Genomic DNA, 25591 nt, shown 5'->3' on the forward strand with positions numbered 1-25591 from the left:
AAAAAGCCCCTTAGGCCATGGCCTTTTGGACTGCAGGGCGCGCTCCCACCAGCTCGGCCCAGCGCTTAACTGCCGGCTTGTCTTCAAACCAGCCCGGCTGGGCGTGAATAAAGCCTGCCACCCAAGGATAGGTCACCATGTCGGCAATGGTGTAACTTTCACCCGAAAGGTACTTGTTCCCGGAAAGCTGGATTTCCATCACACCCACCAGACGACGTGCCTCTTTTTCAAAGCGTTCGATAAATCCCGGGTTGTGCGGAGTCAGCGTGTTCAGACCATAATAGTAGTTCCCGAAGATCGGCCCTATCGCCGACATCTGAAACATCACCCACTGCATCGTGCGGGTTTTTTCCGGCAAAGATGCTCCCAGAAACTTTCCGTGCTTTTCAGCCAGATAATAAAGGATTGCGCCGCTTTCAAACACTGTCGTCTGCCCTTCCGGCCCTTTGTTGTCGATGATGGTGGGGATTTTTCCATTCGGGTTCATCGCCAGGAATTCAGGCTTTTTTTGCTCCAGATCCTTCAAGTTCACTTTGTGCAGATTGTAGGCAAGACCCAACTCTTCCAGCATGATGGTCACTTTGCGGCCGTTGGGGGTGGAGGCGGTGTAAAACTCGATCATAGATGAACTCCTTAAGGCGAAAGACCCTAGTTTAGACCCGCTTTCGTTAAAACGGGACTCCTGACCACCCGCATCCATGATTGCTGCCACCATCTTAATGGGATAGATTTTTGTCTTCATACCACACGTGCGGATATAGCGTAGTTGGTAGCGCGCTTCCTTGACATGGAAGAGGTCACTGGTTCAAGTCCAGTTATTCGCACCATTTTCTTCCTCTCTGCTTTCGAGCAAAACCCCGTCAGATCACAAACTGCTTTAGTAAACAAAGGCTCCTGCGGCGGCAGATTGATTTTTGCAAGTTTTCTGCGCTATCTTAGTTTCATGAAAACAATGAGACTCATCGCCCTGCTAATGACATCCATGCTTATCAGCTGCTCCACTCTGGCTCCGAAAGTGAACGAAGCCGACATCAACGCCGAAGCAGCAAAAGCTTACGCTGAAATCAAAACCAAATCCAAAATCTCCACCAACAAAGAATGGACCGCGATGGTTCAACGTGTGGCCGATCGTATCGCGAAAGCCTCTGGCGAAAACTTTCAATGGGAAGTCATCCTGATCGACAGCCCGGAAGTGAATGCCTGGTGCATGCCCGGTGGTAAGATGGCGGTTTATACCGGCATCATGCCCGTGCTAAAAACCGAAGGCGCCCTGGCTGCCGTGATGGGGCATGAAGTGGCTCACGCGACTTTGCGCCACGGGATGGAAGGTTATATCCGCGCCAAACAACAAAGTTATGCCGGCATCCTGATTGCGGGCGCCACCGTCGTCGGCGGTCAGTTGTTGTGTAAAACCGATGAGTGCCGCAAATGGAGCGCCCTGGGTGGCGTGGCCGCAGGCTTTGCCCTGACATTCCTGGAAAGAAAATTCAGCCGTGGTGATGAAACATCCGCAGATAAAAAAGGTCAGATCTATATGGCCAAGGCCGGATATGATCCAAAAGAATCTTTGGTTTTGTGGGATCGTATGAATGCCGCAAAACAGGGGGCGGCTCCACCCGAATTTATTTCCACGCACCCATCTGATCAGACTCGTAAAAACAATCTGAAAAGCTGGCTGCCGGAAGCCGAAGCCGCCTACGCCCAGTCACCCAGCAAATACGGCCTGGGCGCAACCATCAAATAGTCCTACTTGCAAGACGCGGTAAAGATTACGTCCTTTGCCGCGAACTGAACATCATAACGGTCCTCTGACTTGTTATGTTTCATCAGCAGACGACCCGCCTCCAGATAAGCACCACCGAAGGTGTCTTGCAGATCACTGACAGACACCAACGCATCCAAATGCCCTGCTGCCAACGACTGACTTAAAGAAGAATTATCAAATGATGAATTCGTGTAGGATGTTTTGCTTTCGCCATCCATTGAATACACCGTCACAGTCAAACGCTCTTTCCGTCCCTCAAGAGATTCCACACGAATATCCATATCGGCGATATCACCCATACGACAAATCATCGTGGTGTCTGCAAACGCGGCGGCGGAAAGTAAACTGATCAGAATAAAAAGGGACAGATTCATCATATATTTCTCCTGCATTGTGTGAAGGCCAGGGAATATAGACAAAGCTTTATGAAAGATCGAGTTAGGAGATTTTAATAAAGGTCGTCCGGGCAGTGGGAGGTCCTGCCCGGAAGAGAAACAATTACTATCTTTCAATGATCGCAGCCACACCCATACCACCAGCGGTACAGATGGAGATCAAACCACGGCCGGAACCTTTTTGTGCCAGCATTTTCGCCAGACTGGCTACGATTCGACCGCCAGTTGCAGCAAAAGGATGTCCCAAAGCCAGGCTTCCGCCTTTGACGTTCATTTTGGAACGATCAATGGATCCCAAAGCCTTGTCCCAACCCAGTTGTGTACGGCAGTATTCTTCATCTTCCCAGGCTTTCAAAGTGCACAGCACCTGGCCTGCGAAAGCTTCGTGAATTTCATAGAAATCAAAATCCTGCAGCGTCAGGTTGTTACGGCGAAGCAAATTCGCCACCGCGCGAGTCGGCGCCATCAAAAGACCTTCGCCTTTAACAAAGTCCACGGCCGCATAATCGGCATCGACAAAGTACGCCAGCACCGGAAGATTTTTCTCTTTGGCAAATTCCTCGCTGCCCAACAACACTGCGGAAGCACCATCCGTCAGCGGAGTGCTGTTACCGGCGGTGAGTGTGCCCGTGCCATTGAAATCAAAAGCCGGCTTCAGCTTTGCCAGCTTTTCCATGGTCGTGTCCGGACGAACAAAGATGTCCTGTTTCAGACCTTTGAAATCAAAAACCAGATCCTTATAGAAGCCTTCAGCATAAGCCTTCGCCGCATTCTGATGACTGTGGTAAGCCAGCTCATCCTGCGCTTCGCGTGTGATCATCCAGTCTTTAACCATCATCTCGGTGTGATCACCCATGGATTTACCGGTGCGCGGTTCCTGCACATTCGGGAAGCGTGGTTTCAGATATTGAAGCTTTAGTTCCGCGAACTTTTTCAGACGCCCGCCCAGTGTTTTTTCTTTTTGGGCCTCCATCATGATCCAGGAAAATTCATGAGGCAAAACGCCGGCGATATCACTGTTGGTGTCAGTCCCGCCACCGATACCGCTTTCGATCTGGCCCGAGGCGATCTTCAACGCGATTTGCGCCACGGTCTCCAGACCCGTCCCGCACGCGCGTTGTACGTCATAACCCGGCGTGTGCGGATCAAGTCCTGCACCCAGAACAGTTTCACGGGCCAGGTTCCAGTCCGAGGCATTTTTCATCACCGCCCCCAAGGACACATCCCCCAGCAAAGCCCCGCGCAGCTGGGTCTTGTCGACCAAATCACGCACAGTGGCTGTCATCAGCTCACGGTTGGAGGTGCGGGAATAATTCGTGAAGGATTTGGTGAACGGAGTTCTGGAGCCGGCCAGGATGGCGACGGGTCTCATGGTTTTACGGTTGTTCATATCTACCTGTCCTGTTCTGGTACCTATTCTGGTTACCTGCAGTTATTCTGCTTGATACCTACCTACTGATAGGTAGATAATATCCCTGTCGGTCCTTGAATGCAAGGACTGAAAAGGATTAGAGTATGGACACTAGAACCCGCGCCCTGGACCTGGGACGCCATTATCTGCAAACCCTTGGTTTTAACGGCTTCAGCTTTCAAACAGTTGCTGACGCTCTGGGTATCCGCAAAGCCAGTCTGCATTATTATTTCGCCTCAAAAGAAGACTTGGGCATGGCACTGATTGAGGAATACCAAAAATCCTATGCCGACTGGGCCCTGAAAAGAGAGCATCTCCCTGCTGAAGAAAAAATGGAACAATTGATCCGGATGTTTGTCAAAATCGGTGCCGATCACAAGATCTGTCCCGGTGGAGTTTTGTGTGCCGACTATGGCAGCGTTTCAAATCCAATGAAGAAAAAGCTGCTGCAATTTCATCTGGGACAAAAAGCCTGGCTGGTTCGCACAATCAAACAGGGTATTCAGGAAAAAACATTCCGAAAAAATCTGCCCGTGGAAGAAACCGCTGATCTGATTCAAGCCAGTATTCAAGGGGGCTTGCAAGTGGCGCGCATTCGCGGCGAAATGAAGAGTTTCAAAATCTTGGGCAAGACGCTTATTCAAAATCTAAAATCATAATTCCTCTGAGCAGTCCGTAGGACTCACAATCTCTACGCTCTGCTTCACTGTCGTTCCATCATTTCCTCTTAGTAATTCCATAATTTACAAATTTTTTGTTACCACCCTTTGGCACTCACTTTGCTCTAATGACACTGCTTGTGTTTTTTGGAGTCATTGTGCGACCAGCCCCACATCAGAGGGCTTTAAGGAATGGTATTCATATGAAATACAGATCTATTACAGCTCTGGGCCTTCTGTTTTTCGCGACAATCAGCGCGAATGCCGCGTCATTAAGCGCTGACTCCGAGGTCAATACGACACTGATCCGGGAATTCCTTTCAAAAACGGAAATGCGCCTGCCTCCCCAAGTGATCAAGTTCGTGGGTCCACAGACAGTTGCTTTTAAAGACATGGGTGCGCTGCCGGGCAACTTGTGCAGCAAAGATGTGAACTATAAAGATCTGGTTAAGAGCAGCATTCTAAAATTCCGCAAGCGCATTTATCTGCACAGAGGTCTTTTGCCTTATCTCAAGGGAGCCAAATCCCCTTGTCCAGGCGACAGCATTCAAAACATCGCGGCCCGCGCCTTGATCTTTGAGATTTCCCGCCTGTATGACCGCTCTGACAAACACTGGGACAATGCCGCTGATAAGGCCGCCCTGTCCAGTTGCGAATTTCAGCATGAAACCGATCGTCAAAATGGAAATCTATTTCCGATCTGCCAGTACTATCTGAAAAGCTCTTATCGCGTTTCCGGATCCCCGTCTTACAAGAATCTTTCTGACTTTAAGGGGAACCGCATTCACAGCAAAAACGAACTGCCTGTGCGCGTGGGAAATATCAACGAACTGGATTCGCCGGACGAACACTTCGCTTACAACTTCACTCAGTTTTTGACTGATCCCAGCTATCAGTGCCGTAAACCTTCATTCCACACTTACTTCCAAAGCCTGACCGGATTTGTTCCGTTTGCTGCCGAAAACTGTGCCCCCGTCACCCATCTGTACACCAGCACCGGTGCATGGAAGATCGACATCGACCCTGCCAAAGTCTACGAAGTGCATTTCCTTTTTGCCAGCAAAGGTGAAGAGATGATGAGCCGCTGGGGGCATTCAATGCTGCGCCTGGTGGTGTGCGCCCCGACCCGCAAAACCGTGGGCCCGGAATGTCTGGCAGACGTGGCTTTCCATGTGGTGCTGAGCTATCGCGCCAATATTGATGACGTGATCGTGAATTACTGGGATGGTCTGACTGGAAAGTATCCCTCACAGATCATGACCTTCGCCATGAGTGAGGTCATTGATGAATACACTCGTGGCCAGTGGCGCGATCTGATCAGTCTGCCACTGAAGATTTCTGCGACCGAAAAGAAAATTCTGGTGGAAAGCGCTCTTGAGCACTATTGGAGCTATGCGGGCGACTATAAATTCCTGTCCAACAACTGTGCTTCGGAAACCGATCAGTTGATGCGCTCGGCTTTGCCGAAAAGTCATGCTTATCAGGACACCTTTGCGGCAAGTCCACTGGGTGTTTATCGCAATTTGAAACTGCACAGCCTGGTGGATGAAGGTCTTTTGAAAGATGAAAAAGACGCCAAACGCAAAGGCTACTTTTTCCCAAGCCAGAAAGAATCCCTGGATAAGGCCTTTAATCACATGCGCCCGTACTTCCTGGGCTATCGTGACTTGCCCGAGTGGGCGGAACACTCCAAAGCTTCAGAGCGTGCAAAAGTGTACGAGACGCTAGAGACCTTCGAAGATATTGGCAATGCCTACATTCTGGAAAAGTACGCCAATTTGGTGCAACAAGGTCTGCAAGGAAAACTGATCGCCCGCCTGCTTCAAGGTGACAACCGCGAATCCGCATTCGTGCAGGTGATTGCCGGCATCAATCAGGCTTCACAAAACCGTCTGCCTTGGAAATTGGCCCAAGGCGGTTATGGTGTGCCTGTGGCGGCAGAAGTGGTTTCTGATGAAGAAGTCGCTTTGCGCCTGCAAGAAGGCATCAAATGGGGCGGAGCTTACAAAGATTTGGTTATGAAAAAGTTCCCGGGCATTGACCAGGAACTTGTTGGAATTAAACAGAACCTAGAACTACTAACAAACCGCAGGAGGTTTTAATGAAAAAACTAGTACTGATCTCTTTGTTGATCATGGGTATCGGCATGGAATCCGCAATGGCTCGTCCTCACCACAGACCGCGCCCAGAGCACGGCCGTGGCCACGGTGGTCACCATGGTAACAGCGACTTCGGTGATGGTGTATTGGCAGGCTTGCTGCTTTCCACATCAGCTCTATTCCTGAGCGACATCACGGCCAACCATTCTCAGGCAGTTTATCTGCACGCAGATCAGGACGCTGCAACCTTCCTTGCTGAAGGCGGCGAGCCGACTCCGGCATTGGCGCAGGCCATGAACTATGAGCGTGATTTCCTGGCGCGTGCGCAAGTGGAAGCTTCCGCTGAGCTTTCCGATCAGGAAGTGGCTTATTTGGTTATGAGAAGATCTGAAAGCCTGTAATTCAGGTTTTTACTTCGGACCACGAAAAAGGGGCTGAGAAATCAGTCCCTTTTTTATTGCGGATACGAGTTGTTGTTTCGGACAGACAGGACTATAATGTGCCTATGTCTGATACTAAAAAGCTTTCTGAAATTCAGCTCTCTGTCCTGGACCTTGCGCCCATCATCGACGGTAAATCCGTTGCAGACTCATTTCACAACACTCTGGATCTGGCCCAGCACACAGAAAAATGGGGCTACAACCGTTATTGGCTGGCCGAACATCACAATCTTGATGGTATTGCCAGTTCTGCGACTTCGGTGCTGATTGGCTATGTGGCGGGTGGAACCAAAACCATCCGCGTGGGATCTGGCGGCGTCATGCTGCCGAATCACGCGCCCTTGGTGATCGCCGAACAATTCGGCACGCTGGCGCATTTGTATCCTGGTCGCATTGATCTTGGGTTGGGACGAGCTCCGGGCACAGATCGCCTGACCATGCATGCTTTACGGCGCGATATGCAGGGAAATGAAAATGACTTCCCTGAAAATGTGCGCGAGCTGATCGGATACTTTGCAAAAAGCCACGGGCATGAACGCGTGCGCGCGATTCCAGCCATGGGAACAGAAGTCCCGGTGTGGTTGCTGGGATCCAGTCTTTATAGCGCGCAACTTGCGGCAGTCATGGGGCTTCCTTATTCCTTTGCCGGGCACTTTGCGCCGGAACAAATGGAAGAGGCGATTCATATTTACCGCTCAGGATTCCAGGCTTCGCGATACTTGAAGAAACCTTATGTGATGGTGGGCCTGCAGGTCGTTGCCGCTGACACCACCGAGCAAGCCCAGCGACTGGCCACAACCTTGTATCTGCGTTTTCTGGGAATCATCCGCAATCAGCGCGTGAATCTGCTGCCACCCGTAAGCAGCATGGAGCAAATCTGGCGCCCGGGTGAAAAAGAAATTGTTTTAAGCAAATTGAGCAATGCCATCATCGGCGACAAACACGAGGTCAAAGCGGGGCTGGAAAGATTTATCCAGCGTACCGGTGCTGATGAAGTGATGATTCTGTCTGATATGTACGATCACGCCGATCGTCTGCGCTCTTTTGAACTGACCGCCGAAGTCTGGAAAAGCTAGTCCTGAGACATCAGGTGCCAGTCTTTCAGATTGTATTTATTCAGAATACTTTCCAATTCACCGCTCTGACGTGCCTGCAGGAACCAGTTCTGCAGGTGCTGAGGAACAGAGCCAAACTCGGGCTCTTTCGGCACACTGACCAAAACCAAAGAACTAAAACCAGTCAATGAAGTCGGCACCAATTTCAGATTCACGCCCACTTTGCGACCCATCGAATAACTGAGCAAATTATAATCGCCCAATGCCAGATCCACGCGACGATCATTGATCATCTTGATCATGCGATCAGCCACATCTGAACCCGTCAGCTTGATCACACGGGAACCTCCGGAAGTGGAAAAAACCTCTGCACTGCCTTCGCTTCCCACATCGGCATAGACGATTTTCTTGGAAGCAATGGATTCACTGTCAATCAGGGAGTCTTTATAATTCAAAGGCACCAGCGCGCCCAGGTAACTCATCCCCAGATCAGGGCCCACAATACGGATATTCGGCAGATAGCGAACCATATAAGAGGGCACGATGATGTAGTTCACCTTGCGCGACAGAAGATTGGACACCAAACGGGTGTTGGCAATGCTTTCCATCTGCAGGATAAAGCCCTGCTTTTGGGCGATGTCTTTCAGAATATCATAGATATATCCACCCCACACACCAGGACCTTTTTCGCAAAGGTAAGGGCATAATGGAGCCACCCCGATCTTTACAATCAGACGATTGGAAGAAGAGGTGGGAATTGATTTCGTTTTTACAGGCACGGGCGTTTTCTCCGGCGTCACCGTGACATACTTCGATGAAGGACGCCCCATCCACCCCGGATAATCTTTCACCGACTGGGCAGTCACAGGGAAGGTTGGAACAAGTTTCTTGGATGGAACTTTCTCTTTTTTCAGATACGCAATCAGGTTTCGCGCCGTCTCGCGACCAAGTTCTGCACAAAACTGGGCGGAATCAATGATCGTCAGTCTATTGTTTTTGATATTTTCAACCGACTCCGGATCACCGTCAAACGTGGCATGACGAATCTCGGTGCGTTTTTTCTCCCAAAGGGTTTTCACAATTGTGATCCCTCCGCCGTCATTCACGGTCAGAATCAGATCAACACTGCCTTTTTCCGGAAAATCCTTCAGAAACTGCTTTACCGCCAATTCGCCCGAAGCGGGATCGACCGCCTGATAGCGCTTCAACACTTTGAAATTGCGATTGTGCTCACGAAGAGCATCAAAGAATCCATCCACGCGATCCATCGTGGAAGACACTTGCGGATACTCAAAGACCACGATACGGATCGTGCTTCCTTTTTCAAAAGTTTTTTCGATATAGTCGCCATTGTCGCGCCCCCCCTGATAGTTATCACTGGTAAGGAATGACGCCAGATTTCCATTCACAATATACTGATCATAGGCAATCACCGGAATACCCTTGGTGTTGGCCTCCTGCAGACCACGCGCCAAAGCCGAGTTGTCTGTGGGCTGAATCACAATCACATTCGGATCTTTTTTAAGAGCATCATCCAGTTGGGTTGTTTGATTCAAGATGCCTTTGCGGCCTTCACCAGCCACATAAGGAATCACTTTGATTTTATCAGAATTGGATTTGTTGAATTTCTCAATCTCCTCTTCAAAGCCCTTTCGCATGGCGACCTGGCCTTCAATCTTCATGCTCCAGTATAAAGCAGGAACATTCCACGTCGTTGATGCGTGTGAAGAAAAAGATAAAAGAAATGCGCTGATAAAAAAACAAAACGTATTTGTGCCCACACAGCGAGTATATCTGATGCGGTTATGGGCTCCAAACAAGCAATTTAGAATTGCCAGCTGTTAATAAAAGAAAACAAGGTATGTTTATATCGAGACACGAAACACTGATGTTCCGCAACTATCCACAAGGTTAGTACAGCTCAATGCGATCATTCTCTCTAAATCCAGATCCCGAGTGTATGACGGCAATAGATCCATCGTTACCGAAGTAACTAATCACCTCGAGTGTTCCTTTGAGTCTGCCCGGAACACGACCAATATGACCACCACTTTCGGGATCATACACATCATCTCCATCTTCAGTGACTTTCAAAAGATCACCGACCTGCAACCCAGACACTCTGCCGACATTCAGATAGATTCTGTCGCCATTGATCGCAGCAATGCGACCCTCCCAGGTGACTTTATCCAAAGACGCCAGGACTTGCGGAGTGAAATCCAGGAAGGCATCTTTTACCAACACTGTGATCATATCCGGGTTGTTCGCCAGGAACTTGTCCGTTTCAACACGTTCTGCAACACGCACACCCTGCTCTTCAACCGTGACAGTTTTTACCGTGTTAAACACCTCGCGGCCCGCGCGACCCGTGACAACACGAACCTGCGCCACCACTTCAAATGCCGTGGTCAAATGACGAACCACGCCCACGTTGTCAGCTTTGCGTTTGATACGAATGTCGATGATCTTGCCTTCAAGAACGGTGTTCACACCCAGGGCCTGAGCTGCCTTGGCAACTTCCGGCAGCTTGTATTGACCATTTTCAACCATCTTGGCCAGATCCACTTTCAACTCACGGCTGTCCAAAGCAATCACTTCGCCTGTGCGATTCAAATCCGCAATAAAGGCAGCACGAGCCTGATCACGCAGTTCCTGCGGACGTTTGTCACCCGCATCCAGGAACGGCAGAACCATCATGCGCTTGCGAGGAGCAGAATCATCCTTGCGCGCCTCATAATTCACATCCTTGATTTCCCGGCGGGTGGTTGGATTTGCACTGCGATCCAAAGTTGCACACGCAGTCACACAGAAAACAATTGCCAGACAGAATAACTTTTTCACCAGGAGTCCTTTCCTACTGAGCCCACTTCAAAACGATCTCATTTTGTCCTTCAGACACACGGGAAAGCTTTTTCCCGTCCAGATCCAAAGTTTCAAGCTTACCCACCAGCTCAGATGCCGGCACCGACGTGTCAACCTCAAAGCTGACGCTGTCAGCACTGACCAGACGCTCGCGGATATTTTTCACCTGAGTCAACTGCGAGCGGATTTTTTCCTTCACACCCTCAAGAACCGGCAAAGGCTGACGCCCCTGAATGGTCAGACGAATCACGGAAGTCCCGACAGAACCTCTTTGCCATGCATCCATCACCTGCACCGCCAGATCATTGGCTGTGCCTTCCAGAACCTCACGCAGTTTCTTGTCAATGGCATTTTCAAAAGAACCACCGTCCGTATCAAAACGACGGGACACATCGGCAATAGCACGGCCGTTGCTGACCTGCAAAGCCGTCATTTTGATTTCAATTCGGAAGTTATTGCGCTCCCCTTTGGTCAGGTTCACTTGCCCGTCAACCACCACTGGAGCATTGAAATACTGAGCAAAGAACTGAGCGTCTTCGCCACCAACTTTTTCATTCTGGAAGTCCGCCGGAACACTGGCTGCCAAGCCTGCTTCAATCGGCTTGATCAGATAAAAATTATTTTTCTGGAAAGCGCCACGCAGGGCCTCTTCCAGCAGACGGCCTTCCTTCACCAGGAAGCCTTGTGGATTTTTATCCAGCGGCAACCACCAGCGATAGCTGCGACCTTCAACACGGTCCTGCCAGCTGACCAGCGGAAGCACCACCGGCACCGCTTCGTTTTCATTCAAAAGAGAACTGTCCTGAAGCATCTGCTTCAGATCCTTCAAAGACACCTTCATCGCCACGGACATTTTGAATTCATCCGCACTTTGAGTCAGCGCAGAAGGTTTCGTAAACGGAATGTAGCGTGCGGAATTTCGGATGATTTTATTCTGAATCAGGGTTTTGTTTTTCAGGAAGCGGTCGTTACCAATCAGTTCCTGAATGATTTCTTCAGAGACTTTTTGAGCCGCTTCATCCTGAATGACTCTTTTTGCCACCTGCGGGTTGGTTTCTTTGGACACACCGGAATAGGTGCGATCCACCAGTTCTGCCTGCTGGGCCAGGGCGGTGCCACTTACGAAGATCATCAATGCTGCTGCAACCACACTTACTAAACGCATTCCTAGCTCCTCAACTCGATAAAGTCTGTTCTTCCAAACAGGGAATGAACACCTTCAAAGAATTCGTTATTCACACTGATTCCCTGAGCTTCCTCCATCTCCATCAGGACACGGCGGTTCAGCTCACCCAGTTCAATTTCCAGACTGACCGAGGTTGTTCCCGGATAGTCCCTCATCAACGACTGCAGGCGTGGGTAATCATCAGGATTAATCTTATCCAATCTTAGTACCATTCGCTTGGTTTTTTTTAGGATATCTTCCAAGGGAGATACGGTATCAACCATGATCTTGGCCGAACCATCCTCCACTTCCAGACCACCCCCGACCAGGACCGGTCTTTCATCGCGAAGCTGGGCTTCAAATCGAGCATAAGAATCCGGGAAGATCACAAGCTCACAGCTGCCCGTCAGGTCCTCGACCTTGCCGAACGCCATGCGGGTTCCTTTTTTCGTGATCAGCTCGCGAAGCTCAGTGATTAGTCCCGCCACGACGACACGTTTTTTACCCGCATCGCGGTTCTTCCAGTCTTTTTTGGCAGCTTTCAAGGCTTCCGCTTCCGGGCTGCCCGGAGCTGGCATCTGCGCCGGCAGATCAATCACCTTGCACGTTGTCCAAAGCTCAGAAAGCGTGTCAAAACCCTTCAATGGGTGATCACTCAGGTAAAAGCCCAGAACTTCTTTTTCGTAAGTCAATGAAGCCGTGCGCGCCCAAGGTTTTACGTCTTCCAAAGTCACTTTGGTTTCCGTCGATGGCCCCAGGTCAAACAACGAAGACTGCCCCATTTCACGGTCTTTTTGCAGACCAATGGCGCGATCCAGATACTTCTGATAACCGGCAACCAGCTGCGCACGGTGCGCGCCGAAACCATCAAAGGCCCCGGCTTTGATCAGACACTCGATCACTTTTTTATTCACACGACGGGTGTCGATGGAATTAAAGAATTCATCCAGCGTGGTGAACTTTTTGTCCGGCAGACTGCTGCGGGCCTCGATAATCGCCTCGACCGCATTTTGCCCCACGCCCTTGATCGCCCCCAGGCCGAAGTAAATTTCATCACCATGAACATCAAACAGATAATCAGAGAAGTTCACGCTTGGCGAACGCACGGTCAGACCACGCTTGGTGGCATCCTTGGAGTATTTTACGATCTTTTCCGTATCCGAAAGCTCGGTACTGAGAAGAGCGGCGAAGAATTCAGCCGGATAATGACATTTCAGCCAGGCCGTCTGAATGGTGACGACCGAGTACGCGGCGGCGTGGGATTTATTGAAACCGTAATCGGCGAACTTGTACATCAGATCAAACAGATCTGATGAACGTTGTTTGTCATGCCCGCGCTCAATCGCCCCTTTCATGAAGCGTTCGCGGTGCTGATCCATTTCCTCTTTGATCTTCTTACCCATCGCACGACGAAGCATATCGGCTTCACCCAGAGAGTATCCGGCGATGCGAGAGGCGATACCCATAACCTGTTCCTGATAGACCATGATCCCGTAGGTCTCGGACAGGACTTCACGGGTGTCTTCCAGAAGGTATTCCACCGGTGCTTTTCCGTGCTTACGATCGGTAAAGTCCGGAATGTTCGCCATTGGACCCGGTCGGTACAACGACGTGATCGCAGTGACATCGGCAAACGAAGATGGACGAATTTTACGAGTGGCATCGGTGATGCCCTCACCCTCGAACTGGAACACCCCGGCGGTATCCCCGCGGGACATCATTTCGAAGGTCGCGGCATCCGTCATCGGAATCATCTGCGACTGGATTTTTTTGCCACGGTTTTTCAGAATCAGCTTCAAAGCGTGATTGATGTGAGTCAGGGTCTTCAGACCCAGGAAGTCGAACTTGATCAGACCGATTTTTTCGGCGTGCTTCATGTCGTACTGAACGACCTGTTCGCCGTCAGCGCCCTTGTAAAGCGGAGCATGACGAACCAGCTGACCATCGGCGATGATAACCCCGGCGGCGTGGATACCCGCATGGCGAACCATCCCCTCCACGCGCTGAGCAAGATCCATCAGTGTGTTCACTGTTGGATTCATCTCCATCATCTCGCCAATACGAGGTTCCATTTCCATGGCCTCTTTAAGATTGATGCCAAGTTTTTCCGGAATCAATTTTGTCACGGCATCGACTTCCGGGAAGGTCATACCCAAGACACGGCCCACGTCCTTGATGGCGGCACGGGCCTGCAACTTACCGTAAGTGATGATCTGGGAAACAGACTCCTGACCATACTTGCGGGTTACATACTGAATGACTTCCTGGCGACGATCCTGACAGAAGTCGATATCGAAGTCGGGCATGGAAATACGTTCAGGATTCAGGAAACGTTCAAACAGAAGGAAATTAGGAAGCGGATCCAGATCCGTGATTCGCAGAACATAAGCGACCAGGGAACCGGCACCGGAACCCCGCCCCGGCCCCACCGGAATGTCATTCACCTTTGCCCAGTTGATGAAGTCCTGGACGATCAGGAAGTAACCGTTAAAGCCCATGCGATCGATAATGCCCAGTTCGTATTCCAGGCGCTTGTCGTACTCGGGAATTTTATCTTCCGGCACCATCTCGCCACGCGCGGCGGCCTCTTCGAAGCGTACCAGAAGGCCTGCTTTGGCTTTGCGGGCAATGTCTTCCTTCAGCGACAAACCATCGTCTGTCGGGAAAGTTGGAAGGTGATAGATCGGTTTTCCCTGATCATCTTTCAGTTTAAATTTAACATCGCAGCGTTCAGCGATTTGCAGAGTGTTCGCGATTGCTTCCGGCACATCGGCAAAAAGCTCGGTCATCTGCTCTGGCTTTTTTAAATAAAATTCATCAGTGCCCAGACGGAAACGGGATTCATCGCTCAAAGTTTTATTCGACCCGATACAGATCAAAACTTCCTGAGCCATCTGATCATCCTGAGTCATGTAGTGCACGTCATTGGACGCCACAACAGGAACTCCGGTGATCTTGGAAGCTTCCAGCAGGAATGGATTCAGGCGATCCCATTCCGCAACACCGGTTCGGCACATTTCAAGATACAGACGATCGTTGAAGATTTCTTTCAGCTGGCGAATTTTTGCCAACGCCGCATCCGGACCTTCACGCAGGAAGGACTCTGCAACTTCACCGCGCAAGCCGCCGGTCAAACAGATCAGATTTTCGTTGTACTGCTGAATAACTTCGTAATCGATACGAGGCTTCCAGTAAAAGCCCTCTTGGTAGCCGATGGAAGAAAGTTTACACAGATTGCGATAGCCATCATTGTTCTGCGCCAGAAACACCAAGCGGCGTGGCCCGGTGTTGACCTGATCACGATCCTGCTTTTTTTCAAGACGAGACCCTGGCGCGATGTACGCATCCAACCCCAGAATTGGTTTTACGTTGTTGTCCTTGCAGGCAAAGAAGAACTCAACAGCACCGAACATGTTGCCGTTGTCAGTAAGGGCCACCGCGGGCATCTGCATGGCCGCTGCTTTTTTAGCAATGGCTTTAACCCGGCAAGCGGCTTCCAAAAGGGAATATTCTGAGTGGACGTGTAGATGAACAAAAGACATGACAATTTCATATCTTAGCCCCCTTTTTGTTTCAATAAAAGGGGGTGTTTAGGTCACACTTCTCTCAGTGCGTTAAAAGACCCCAAGTTGCACCAACGGCTGAATGGAAACTCCGCCCGGAATTTGAGCAGACCCCAGATCCAATCTGTCGTTTTTAACGGGAATTTTGATGGTTTTTGACCCCAGACCCGCATCAATCGTGACTGTGAGAATAACTCCAGAAACCTGCGCCGGAAGGGTCGACCCATCGATATTCCAAAGTGTCGCCTGATCGTCGCGGAATTCGATTTTGTCACTGTTCGGAGCTGCCGGGTCTTTCTCAAGTTTTACATCCAAAACACTGGCCGCATACCCATCTGCCACTTCCATGTCCACCTGCAACTTTTGACGAAGCATTTCGTTGGCGTACTTGATCAACAAAACCGCACTTTTCCCAGGAGCTGGCGCCACAAAGTCACGATCTCGGGTGCTGTCTTGAGAAAGCAAACCGATGTAACGAATGGCCAGATCCGAGTTAGGAACCTCCAACGAAAAGGGCTGAGTCACTTTCTGGCGATACTTGAAATCATTGAAGGACATCAGCAGGCGTCCATCTTCAAGATTGAACAACCGATACCCCGTCATCTCGGCACAACAACCTCCCAAGCCTGAAACCAGCACAGGATAACTATCATGCACATTCAACTCGGTGGCCGCTTCTGTTTTACCCCACAAAACCCGCTCCAGACGCTCGCCTTTACGAACACTCCAGGAAATGCTTCCGGAAATACCTTCCGCATTCAAATATTCCTCGGTGTTTTTTGCGCTGCCAATCAGATACAGCTGATCCCCATCCACTTCCGAATAAGAGCGATAAGTCTGATAGTCTTGAGAAGTGCGCTGAATCACACGACTGCCGTCTTCGGCCTGCTTCAATTTAAAACTGGAAATGCCAGAGCTTTCATAAAGAATCTGCCCCGCCGCCGCAAGCGCCGCCATACAGGAAAGAACAATAAGTAAAGTAATACCCTTGGAAATTTTATGGATGTGTTTTGTTTTCATCCAAAGAAGGCTAACAAAACCAACCCCCAATCAGGAGTTACACAAAAATCATGACAAACAAAAAAGGTACCTGCTTACTTTTTCCGAAGCAGCGCATCTAGCACAGCGCTTCGGAAAAAGTAAGCAGGTACCTTTTGGTTATTCCCACTCGATGGTGCCGGGGGGTTTGCTGGTGACGTCGTAGACGACGCGGTTGACGCCTTTGACCTTGTTGGTGATCAGATTGGAGACCTCACGCAGGAACTGGAATTCGAAAGGATACCAGTCTGCGGTCATGCCGTCACTGGAGGTGACTGCACGCAAAGCCAGAACGTGATCGTAAGTTCTGGAGTCCCCCTGCACGCCCACGGTTTTTACCGGAAGCAAAACACAGAACGCCTGCCAGATTTTTTCATAAAGACCGCGACGACGAAGCTCTGAAATATAAATATCATCCGCTTCTTTAAGAATTTGCAGTTTTTCTTTCGTCACTTCACCCAACACACGAATTGCCAAGCCCGGCCCCGGGAACGGATGACGCCACAGCATTTCTTTTGGAAGTCCAAGCTGTGCCCCCAGTGCGCGCACTTCATCTTTGAACAATTCGCGAACTGGCTCCACCAGACCCAATTTCATTTTTTCCGGCAGACCACCCACATTGTGGTGCGACTTGATCGTCACGCTGCCACCCACTGACGACACACTTTCAATCACATCCGGATAAAGTGTTCCTTGCGCCAGCCATTTGATCGGAAGTTTGTGATCATAGCTTTTATCAAAGACTTCAATAAACACACGTCCGATGGTTTTACGCTTGTCCTCAGGATCAGACTTGCCCTGAAGGGCTGAAAGAAATTCTTCAGAAGCATCCACACCGCGCAAATTCAGCCCAATGCGATGATAAGACTCAAGCACAGCTTCATACTCGTTTTTGCGCAACAGACCGTTATCAACAAACACGCAGTGAACACGCTCAGCACCCAAAGCCTTGGTCAGCAGAGTCGCCACCACCGTGGAATCAACGCCGCCACTTAAACCCACCAGAACATGATCCGTAGGTCCGACTTTGTCTTGCGCTTCCTTGATCAAAATATCCTTGATGTGAGGAGCATCCCAGTCCGCCGGAGCTTTACACATGCCTTGCGCGAAATATTTCAACAGATCCATTCCATGATCGGTGTGCGCCACCTCGGGATGGAACTGCACCGCCAAAACGCCAGGACCCTGCATGGCTGCGGGATGATGGCCGTCGGAATTTGCGATAATTTTAAAACCCTCGGGGGCTTTTTCAACCACGTCGCCGTGACTCATCCAGACTTTTTGTCTTTCAGGAACACCCTGGATCGGACTGGACCATGTTACATAATTCAGGCCATACTCACGATGTTCAGCGCGTGTCACTTTGCCGCCCAGCTGATGAGTCAAAAGCTGCATTCCATAACAAACACCCATCACAGGACTTATGTTACGAAGTTCAGCCACATTTCTTTGCGGTGAACCGGCTTCATAAACTGAATTCGGACCGCCGCTTAAGATGATGCCGTAAGGATTTTTCTTACGGATTTCTTCCGTGGGATATTCGAAGGAATGAATTTCTGAATAAAAACCCATCTCACGCAGACGACGGGCAATCAATTGTGTGAACTGGGAACCAAAATCAAGAATGACAAAACCACGCATAATTATGACTCAATTCGATAGTTAGGTGCTTCTTTGGTGATGCTGACATCATGCACGTGGGATTCACGAAGACCCATGGCGGAAATCTGCACGAACTTCGCCTTGCTCTGCAGCTCATCTATATTGCGGGCGCCGACATAACCCATTCCGGATTTCAAGCCACCGATCAATTGATGAATGACTCCGGAAGCAGATCCTTTGTAAGCGACCTTGCCTTCGATGCCCTCTGGAACAAGCTTGTCATTTTCTTCGACGTCCATTTGGCCATAGCGGTCTTTGGAACCTTTGGACATCGCTCCCAGACTGCCCATCCCGCGATAGACTTTATAAGTACGGCCCTGGAACAAGATTGTTTCGCCCGGTGATTCTTCAGCCCCCGCCAGCAGATTTCCGATCATCACGGAATTTGCACCCAAAGCCAGCGCCTTGGTGATGTCACCAGAGAATTTAATACCGCCGTCAGCAATAATTGTTTTACCGCGGGAACGCGCAACCTTCGCACATTCCATCACCGCAGAAATCTGCGGCATCCCAACACCGGCCACCACACGCGTGGTGCAAATACTTCCAGGTCCCACACCAACTTTGACAACTTCAGCACCGGCGTCCAGCAAGGCTTGTGTGCCATCAGCTGTCACGACGTTTCCAGCCACAACAATCACATCTTTATGTTTCTGGGAAATATACTTCACCATCTCGATCACGTTTTTAGAGTGACCATGGGCTGTGTCGACACAAAGAACGTCGACATCCGCCGCCACCAACGCCTCCACGCGGTCACGGGAATCAGGCCCCACGCCCACCGCAGCCCCGACAAACAGACGACCATGTTCGTCCTTGGTGGCTTGAGGATAATTTTTAGCCTTTTCAATATCCTTGATCGTGATCAGACCTTTTAGTTTTCCTTTGGAATCCACCACCGGCAGCTTTTCAATGCGGTGTTTTTGCAGAATCTTTTTTGCTTCATCCAAAGTTGTGCCCATTTTCGCAGTGACCAGATTTTCTTTGGTCATCAGATTGCGAATCGGCTGATTGAAGTTTTCCTCAAAGCGCAGATCGCGATTGGTCAGAATTCCCACCAGCTCACCATTGACTGTGACCGGAACACCGCTGATGGAATATTTTTCCATCAGGGCCACAGCTTCTTCCACCAGATGATCCGGCCCCAGAGTGATGGGATCCATGATCATGCCGCTTTCATATTTTTTTACCTTTTCAACTTCCAGGGCCTGTTTGTCGATATCCATATTTTTATGAATGATCCCCAAACCACCATGTTGAGCCATGACCCGCGCAACGCGGTTTTCAGTCACCGTGTCCATCGCCGCGGAAATGATCGGCGTGTTCAGATATTTACCACGGGCAAATACAGAACGAGGTACAACATCCGTGGGAGTGATTTCAGAGTATTGGGGAAGAAGAAGAATATCGTCAAACGTCAGTGCGTAAGGGACTTCACGATCCATAACAAAGCTCCTAGAGGCAGGTTTTTGTTATTCTGAGCGGAAATCCCTTTGAGTTCAAGCAAAACAAGGGTGATTTATCAGTACCAGGTCTTGTACAAAAGATAGTTGTCAGCGGACTTTTCAAGCAGCGCGACCTCTTCATCCGTCAGCGCCCGTTTTACTTTTCCGGGCCGTCCCACAACCAGACTGCGGGGCGGAATTTCAGTGCCTTCCGTGATCAAAGTGCCGGCACCAATCAAACAATGCTCGCCGACTTTGCACCCGTCCATGATGATCGAACCCATGCCCACCAGTGTACCGCGACCGATTTCACAGCCATGCAACATCACCAAATGTCCAATGGTCACGCGGTCATGGAGCGTTGTGCCCCATTTTCCATAAGTGCCATGAATAACGGCTCCATCCTGAACATTGACCTCTTTGCCAATACGAATCGGCATCACGTCACCACGGATCACCACGTTGTACCAGATCGAGGAATTATCACCAATTTCCACATTGCTGATAATACGGGCGTTATCCGCCACAAAAACCTTTTCACCAATCACCGGAGACATGCCGCGTGCATTTACAAACTCGTTGCTCATAGAACACCTCTGTTCTAGGCTAAAGTTTCGCTCTGAAGGAATCAACCTTTTCCTGCGCCCGATCAAAGAACTCAGAAATTCTATCCTGTTCTTTCATGCCATCTGAAAAGCCAATATCAATCAGCTGACGGCAATAAGAGGGCGTGAACATCAGGTAACTCAGTAATTCAGCAGATTCATCAATGGACCCCGGCCCCCGCAGCAGATAGCGAATAATACGCGGAAGTTCGCTGCCCTTTTTCTTAGCCAGATCCGAAAAATCCACGGAGGGTGAGATCCACAGTGTTTCAAGTTCGTGCCAGTTCGAACGACGACGCTCTTCATTGCTAAGCCCCTTCAACCCTTCATTGATTTGCTGAATGCGCTGGATATCAGACTCAAGACCGTCCATCATAACCGCATTCATCAGCACATTGGCAACCCTGGCGACGGTGGGCATCTCTCCGCCACTGGCGTGATGATAGCTGTAAAATGTGTCCTGACGACGGCGAACCCCGACGGCCAACAGGCGATTGGCGCCAAGATAAATCGCAGGTCCGCAAGGGGACTGATTGCGAATGCAGCCATCGCCGTAGTAACGATCCTGCACCTTCACTGGAGGAAACAACATGGGAATCGCCGATGAGGCCATGATATGCTCGACGGAAAGAGTCACTTTTTCACTTCGATGCATGCCTCGCTCCCAGGTTTTCAACTCGGGAACACCCTGAAAAAAACTAACGGTTGAAACACTGTCATACTCCAATGCCGATACCGATACCGCCCGCAAGATACCGGCATTGATTTTCTTTTGAATCTCAGTGAACTGACACTTCCCCAGAATATAATTATGCAAAGGATGCGTGGAAAGAAGAGAACGCAGGCCGGAATCTTTTCTGCCCCCACCCAAAGAAAACTCGGTCATCCACTGAAGTCCACCCCGGGACAACGCCATGAGATCCGCATAGAAGACATTGTCGCTGTCGATCTTAGACCACAGATTCACCAGGTTTTTACTGCTTTGAACAAATGATGCAGGATTGCCCGCCAGCAGAGCCACATTGATGGCCCCGGCACTGACACCGGAATAAACCTGAAAGGGATCATCCAATTGATGGCGGGAACAGATATGCGCGATTGCCGCAAGCACACCGGCTTGATAAGCCCCACGGGCGCCGCCCCCGGAAAGAACAAGACCCAGAGTTGGCATAAAAACCCTCCCCGAGTATTTATGCTAACTTTGACTAATGCAGAGGTAAAGAAGTCGAACTAAACTGTCACCTGACTTTGCTTTTTATCAGACACAACCCAGACCAAGTCGTGCTCGCGCAAGGTAAAGCTGGCACGTGGGCCCAAAATTCTTTGAGGACCACGTTCAATACCCACAACCATGCCGTGATAAGATTCACGGATGCCGCTTTCACGGATGGTTTTGTCTTTGAATTTAGACTCTTCAGACACCACAAATGAAGACAGTTTATAATCATCCTGTCGAGTGGTCGCTTCCGGTTCTGGCACCTGAGCAGCCTTTTCCCCCTCGAGGAAGGTGTGGAAGCTTTGCAGCTCTTCTTCACTGCCGAAACAAATCAGCTTGTCGTGAGGCCACAAAACAAACTCGCCATCCGGAGCAAAGTAACGTTTGGCTCCGCGGAAGACAGCCGCGACAGTCACGCCGTAGTTTTCTTTAAATGAAAGATCCCGCAAAGTGCGACCCACCAGCGAGCACTCGGATGCAATGTCGTAGTTCCCAAGTGTTGTTTCCCATGGCAGGAAGTTTTTTGCCACAGAACTGCTGACCAGCTCTTTGCGCTCTTTTTCGGTCAGATTTTTTTGGAAGTTCTTTTCAATAAACTGGTACAGATGACGCACCCACAACTGGCCGGCCAGGGCCGCCACACCAACCACGGCCACAATCACGCCGGAGGCCACTTTCAAGGTCGCAAACTGACTGATCAAAGCACCAAGCAAAACCACCGCCAGCACCAAACGGCCGACAAATAAACCCGCCTGCAAACCGCGCAGCTTTTGCAGCTCTTCCACTTCACGCTGAGCGCGCAAGGAAGGACCACTCATCACAATACCCCAGAAGAACGGGGCTGAAAGTGCCAGACAGACAAATAAAGAAATACCGCTCGCCCACGGGCTTTCCTGCAGATATTTTTGAATTTCAGCATTCACCACGGCTTTAAACGCAGCCATGATAGCCACAACCATCACGGTGTTCAAAAGAATCTTCATCCCGTAGGTTTTCATGATCAGGGCGCCCGCTTTTTTTTCACCCGCCTGATTGAAGGAAGCCTGATACTGATCCAGATTGCGCTTCACACCTTCTGGCAGCTTGGATTCCACCCAGCGATAAAACGGATCCGCGACCTTGATCAGGTACGGCGTGGTGAACGTGGTCACGGCAGAAACGGCAATCGCCAGCGGATACAGGAAATCACTGGTGACTTTCAGACTGACCCCCAGGGCTGCGATGATGAATGAAAACTCTCCGATTTGCGCCAGACTCATGCCGGACTGGAAGGACTGTTTGCGTCCCTGGCCGGACAAAATCGCCCCCAGGAAGGTGCTGATAAATTTACCGACGATCGTTACGAGAGTGACCAAAATCACCAGATCCCAGCGTTCAATCAGAACCTTGGGGTCAATCATCATACCGACAGACACGAAGAAGATCGCGGCAAAAAGATTTTTCACCGGCTGCAGCACGTGTTCCATCTTGTGACCTTCCGGCGTTTCAGCCAGAAGTGAACCCATCACGAAGGCCCCCAATGCCGGAGAGAACCCCACCCCGGCCGCAATCATAACCATCATAAAGCAAAGACCAATGGACACCAGAAGCAGTGTTTCGTCTTCCAGAAGATTGCGGATTTTTCGCAGGAAGATTGGAATCAGGAAGATCCCGACCACAAACCAAAGTGCGATATAGAACAAAAGACGAAGACCCGAGAATGCCAGTTCCGCGGTAGAGAACGTGTCGGAGCTGGCAATCGCCGTCAGCAGCACCAACAGCAGAATCGCCACGATATCCTCAACCACCAGAATACCAAAGACAAGTTCAACGAACTTTTTGCCTTTCATTCCCAGTTCCTGGAAGGCACGAACAATGATGGTGGTCGAAGAAATGGAAAGAATTCCCCCGAAGAAAAGACTGTCAATGTTGTTCCAGCCCAACAGACGGCCGACCAGGTAACCCAGGGCCACCATAAAAACTACTTCGAAGACCGCAGTAAAACTGGCAGAGCCACCGACCTTGAATAATTTCTTAAAGCTGAATTCCAACCCCAGACTGAAAAGCAGGAAGATCACGCCGATCTCGGACCAGACCTGAATGTTCGCCTGATCTGTCACTGTGGGCAAGAAAGGAACGTGAGGACTGACCAGGAAACCTGCAATCAGATATCCCAGAACTTGAGGCTGACCGAGTTTTTTGAAAAGCAGCGTGGAAAGCGCTGCGATCATTAAAATAAAACCAAGATCCGTAATCAAATGAGGTAGATGATGCATGCCTCATAGTTACAAAAACTAGTTCAAATATCCAGATCCTTTGTCCATTAGACCAAAATTTTGGATATTTTGCGCGCCGCCCTCGACTTCAGCATTCATCACTCGAGAACGCCCGATGAAACTCTTTGTCGCAAAGAGAGGCACACCCAGATAAAGGCACAGAGACATCGCTTCATCTGCACGCAATTTTAAAGAATTCGTCTGCGGATGACCGCTGATATAAAGACGCAGATATTGATGAGCGCCTTTAATTTCTACAAAAACCGCCTGTTTTATTTCGATTCCCAAAGATTCCAGCATCAACGCCGTGAACTTGTGCGGAGAAGACTCCAGAATCATTTTATTGCTTTGAGACATCGCCACACCTGCATCAATGGCACTGACGGCCACCGGCAGCGTGTATTGATGAGCCTCGTCTTTAAAAAGCAAAAACGGCCGCGTCGCATCGGTGGTCACCGACAATCCATAAGGGAACAGTTGCACCAGTTCTTTCTGGTGAAAAGACTCCTCTTCGCGGGATTCATTTGAAAACACGATTTGTGCTTTAAGTGGGTTGAAATTCTGGATGTCTTTCATGATTAAATCATTTCTCCTCTGAACACTGCCGGGAACGCCTTGGTGATTTTCACATCGACCGTTTTACCGATCAAATCCGCGGTTCCCAGGAAGTGAACCAGCTTATTGCCGGTGCTTCTGCCTTGCATTTTTCCGTGATCACGGTCCACATTTTCAACCAGGACCTTCATGGTTGTGCCTTCGTAGCGCTTTACGCGTTCAAAGGCCATTGCCTCATGCACATCAAACAGACGATTCAAACGCTCGTTCTTCACATCTTCCGGCAACTGGTCTTCAAACTTGGCCGCCTTGGTGAACGGACGCGGTGAATAGCTGAACGCAAAGATGGTTTCAAACCCGACCTCAGTCACCATATTCAATGTATCCTGGAAGTCCTCTTCAGTCTCGCCTGGGAAACCAACGATGATGTCCGTTGAGAAGCAGACATTCGGCAGCCCCTTTTGAATCATCGCAATGCGCTCCAGATATTCTTCACGCGTATAGTTGCGATTCATGCGTTCAAGCACCCTGGTGCTGCCCGCCTGGAACGGCAGATGGATGTATTCCATGATCTTGTTGGAATGTTCAGACATCACATCGACCAGCTTCTGGTTAAAGTCCTTGGGATGTGAAGTCGTGTAACGAATGCGCTCAACATCTGTTTCTTTGGCAACCTTCGCCAGCAAGTCAGCAAAGTCGATGCCTTCGTCACCCTGGTAAGAGTTTACATTCTGCCCCAGCAAAGTGACTTCCTTCACTCCACGCTTCACCAGATGTCGGATGTCGGTCAGGATGTGCTGAACCGGGCGGGATTTTTCACGACCGCGGGTGTACGGAACCACACAGAAGGTGCAGAAATTATCGCAGCCCTTGGTGATGTTCACATAAGTGGCCACCCCCGGATTACGCACCAAAGTTTCAATGTGATAAGGCGAACGGTGTTCAAAGCGGGAATTTACCAGCCTGCGTTCACCCGCAAAAGATTTCGCCACCAGCTGAGGCAAACTGTCGATCTGATCCGTGCCGAAAACAAAGTCGATCATCGGCTGGGTCTTCATCAGATTTTCCTTTTCCTGCTGACCCACGCAACCACCCACGCCGATTTTCAGCTCCGGGTTTTTGCGTTTCATGTATTTGTACGTGCCGACTTCGGAATAAACCTTATGAACAGGTTTTTCGCGCACACTGCAGGAATTGATAATAATCAGCGAAGCCTTTTTAGGATCCGTCACCGGCACAAAGTTCTGCATCTCAAGCAGAGCGTACATTCGCTCGGTGTCGTTCACATTCATCTGACAACCATAGGTTGAAATATAGACGCCACGACCCATCCCGATATCGGGATTTTTCTGAACACTTTCAAGATTTTGGGTGATGTCGTCCACGAGCTCTTACCTCTTG

At 50.0% G+C, this 25591-nt stretch carries 20 protein-coding genes and 1 tRNA gene; 6 read left to right on the forward strand and 15 right to left on the reverse strand.

Annotated features, from left to right (window positions below):
- Nucleotides 1-10 precede the first annotated feature (10 nt).
- Nucleotides 11-622 carry a glutathione S-transferase family protein gene (locus tag ACNQKP_RS14780; RefSeq protein ID WP_417865568.1) on the reverse strand — a complete coding sequence of 204 codons (612 nt, stop codon included), beginning with the start codon at nucleotides 620-622 and terminating at the stop codon, nucleotides 11-13.
- Nucleotides 623-751: 129 nt separating this feature from the next.
- On the opposite strand from ACNQKP_RS14780, the gene ACNQKP_RS14785 reads away from it, so the two are divergent.
- Together ACNQKP_RS14785 and ACNQKP_RS14790 are read left to right on the forward strand one after the other, a co-directional pair.
- A tRNA-Val gene (locus ACNQKP_RS14785) sits at nucleotides 752-827 on the forward strand.
- A 116-nt stretch (nucleotides 828-943) separates the two neighbouring features.
- Nucleotides 944-1744, forward strand: a complete 801-nt coding sequence (locus tag ACNQKP_RS14790) for a M48 family metallopeptidase (protein WP_417865570.1) — start codon at nucleotides 944-946, stop codon at nucleotides 1742-1744.
- A gap of 2 nt (nucleotides 1745-1746) precedes the next feature.
- Here ACNQKP_RS14790 and ACNQKP_RS14795 read toward each other — a convergent pair whose 3' ends face one another.
- Nucleotides 1747-2142 (reverse strand): hypothetical protein, encoded by a 396-nt coding sequence (locus tag ACNQKP_RS14795; protein WP_417865572.1) that lies wholly within the window; start codon nucleotides 2140-2142, stop codon nucleotides 1747-1749.
- Between the two features lie 124 nt (nucleotides 2143-2266).
- Nucleotides 2267-3550: an acetyl-CoA C-acetyltransferase gene (locus tag ACNQKP_RS14800; RefSeq protein ID WP_417865574.1), complete on the reverse strand. Its 1284-nt coding sequence runs from the start codon at nucleotides 3548-3550 to the stop codon at nucleotides 2267-2269.
- A 125-nt stretch (nucleotides 3551-3675) separates the two neighbouring features.
- Between ACNQKP_RS14800 and ACNQKP_RS14805 the strand changes: the two genes are divergently transcribed.
- From ACNQKP_RS14805 to ACNQKP_RS14820, 4 genes are all read left to right on the forward strand, one after another.
- A complete protein-coding gene (locus ACNQKP_RS14805) occupies nucleotides 3676-4230 on the forward strand; it encodes a TetR/AcrR family transcriptional regulator (protein WP_417865576.1) in 555 nt (184 codons plus the stop codon).
- Nucleotides 4231-4433: 203 nt separating this feature from the next.
- Entirely contained in the window at nucleotides 4434-6332 is a 1899-nt protein-coding gene (locus tag ACNQKP_RS14810) for a DUF4105 domain-containing protein (protein WP_417865578.1), read from the forward strand.
- Complete coding sequence (locus tag ACNQKP_RS14815; RefSeq protein ID WP_417865580.1) at nucleotides 6332-6730, forward strand: hypothetical protein; 399 nt, start codon at nucleotides 6332-6334, stop codon at nucleotides 6728-6730. The genes ACNQKP_RS14810 and ACNQKP_RS14815 overlap by 1 nt, the downstream gene beginning before the upstream one ends.
- Nucleotides 6731-6834: 104 nt before the next feature.
- Nucleotides 6835-7845, forward strand: coding sequence for an LLM class flavin-dependent oxidoreductase (locus ACNQKP_RS14820; protein ID WP_417865582.1), 1011 nt, complete (start codon nucleotides 6835-6837; stop codon nucleotides 7843-7845).
- Here the strand turns inward: ACNQKP_RS14820 and ACNQKP_RS14825 are convergent.
- The 12 genes from ACNQKP_RS14825 to miaB all read right to left on the reverse strand — a co-directional run bounded on the left by ACNQKP_RS14825 (nucleotide 7842) and on the right by miaB (nucleotide 25575).
- A complete protein-coding gene (locus ACNQKP_RS14825) occupies nucleotides 7842-9506 on the reverse strand; it encodes a substrate-binding domain-containing protein (RefSeq protein WP_417865584.1) in 1665 nt (554 codons plus the stop codon). The genes ACNQKP_RS14820 and ACNQKP_RS14825 overlap by 4 nt on opposite strands.
- Nucleotides 9507-9735: 229 nt before the next feature.
- Nucleotides 9736-10665 carry a hypothetical protein gene (locus tag ACNQKP_RS14830; protein ID WP_417865586.1) on the reverse strand — a complete coding sequence of 310 codons (930 nt, stop codon included), beginning with the start codon at nucleotides 10663-10665 and terminating at the stop codon, nucleotides 9736-9738.
- A 13-nt stretch (nucleotides 10666-10678) separates the two neighbouring features.
- Complete coding sequence (locus tag ACNQKP_RS14835; protein WP_417865588.1) at nucleotides 10679-11851, reverse strand: hypothetical protein; 1173 nt, start codon at nucleotides 11849-11851, stop codon at nucleotides 10679-10681.
- A gap of 2 nt (nucleotides 11852-11853) precedes the next feature.
- Complete coding sequence (gene dnaE, locus ACNQKP_RS14840; protein ID WP_417865590.1) at nucleotides 11854-15393, reverse strand: DNA polymerase III subunit alpha; 3540 nt, start codon at nucleotides 15391-15393, stop codon at nucleotides 11854-11856.
- Between the two features lie 72 nt (nucleotides 15394-15465).
- Nucleotides 15466-16434: a hypothetical protein gene (locus ACNQKP_RS14845; protein ID WP_417865592.1), complete on the reverse strand. Its 969-nt coding sequence runs from the start codon at nucleotides 16432-16434 to the stop codon at nucleotides 15466-15468.
- 138 nt (nucleotides 16435-16572) lie between these two features.
- A complete protein-coding gene (guaA, locus tag ACNQKP_RS14850) occupies nucleotides 16573-18093 on the reverse strand; it encodes a glutamine-hydrolyzing GMP synthase (RefSeq protein ID WP_417865594.1) in 1521 nt (506 codons plus the stop codon).
- A 2-nt stretch (nucleotides 18094-18095) separates the two neighbouring features.
- Nucleotides 18096-19559 carry an IMP dehydrogenase gene (guaB, locus tag ACNQKP_RS14855; protein ID WP_011164528.1) on the reverse strand — a complete coding sequence of 488 codons (1464 nt, stop codon included), beginning with the start codon at nucleotides 19557-19559 and terminating at the stop codon, nucleotides 18096-18098.
- A gap of 77 nt (nucleotides 19560-19636) precedes the next feature.
- On the reverse strand, nucleotides 19637-20146 hold the full coding sequence (locus tag ACNQKP_RS14860; protein ID WP_015091174.1) for a gamma carbonic anhydrase family protein: 510 nt from the start codon (nucleotides 20144-20146) through the stop codon (nucleotides 19637-19639).
- Between the two features lie 19 nt (nucleotides 20147-20165).
- Nucleotides 20166-21335, reverse strand: a complete 1170-nt coding sequence (locus ACNQKP_RS14865; protein ID WP_417865597.1) for a patatin-like phospholipase family protein — start codon at nucleotides 21333-21335, stop codon at nucleotides 20166-20168.
- Nucleotides 21336-21394: 59 nt separating this feature from the next.
- Complete coding sequence (locus ACNQKP_RS14870) at nucleotides 21395-23635, reverse strand: cation:proton antiporter (protein WP_417865599.1); 2241 nt, start codon at nucleotides 23633-23635, stop codon at nucleotides 21395-21397.
- Nucleotides 23636-23653: 18 nt separating this feature from the next.
- Complete coding sequence (locus tag ACNQKP_RS14875; protein WP_417865601.1) at nucleotides 23654-24211, reverse strand: hypothetical protein; 558 nt, start codon at nucleotides 24209-24211, stop codon at nucleotides 23654-23656.
- Between the two features lie 2 nt (nucleotides 24212-24213).
- Complete coding sequence (gene miaB, locus ACNQKP_RS14880; RefSeq protein WP_417865603.1) at nucleotides 24214-25575, reverse strand: tRNA (N6-isopentenyl adenosine(37)-C2)-methylthiotransferase MiaB; 1362 nt, start codon at nucleotides 25573-25575, stop codon at nucleotides 24214-24216.
- Between the last annotated feature and the right edge of the window lie 16 nt (nucleotides 25576-25591).

The sequence above is a fragment of the Bdellovibrio bacteriovorus genome, from assembly GCF_048286975.1.
Taxonomy (GTDB): Bacteria; Bdellovibrionota; Bdellovibrionia; order Bdellovibrionales; family Bdellovibrionaceae; genus Bdellovibrio; species Bdellovibrio bacteriovorus_H.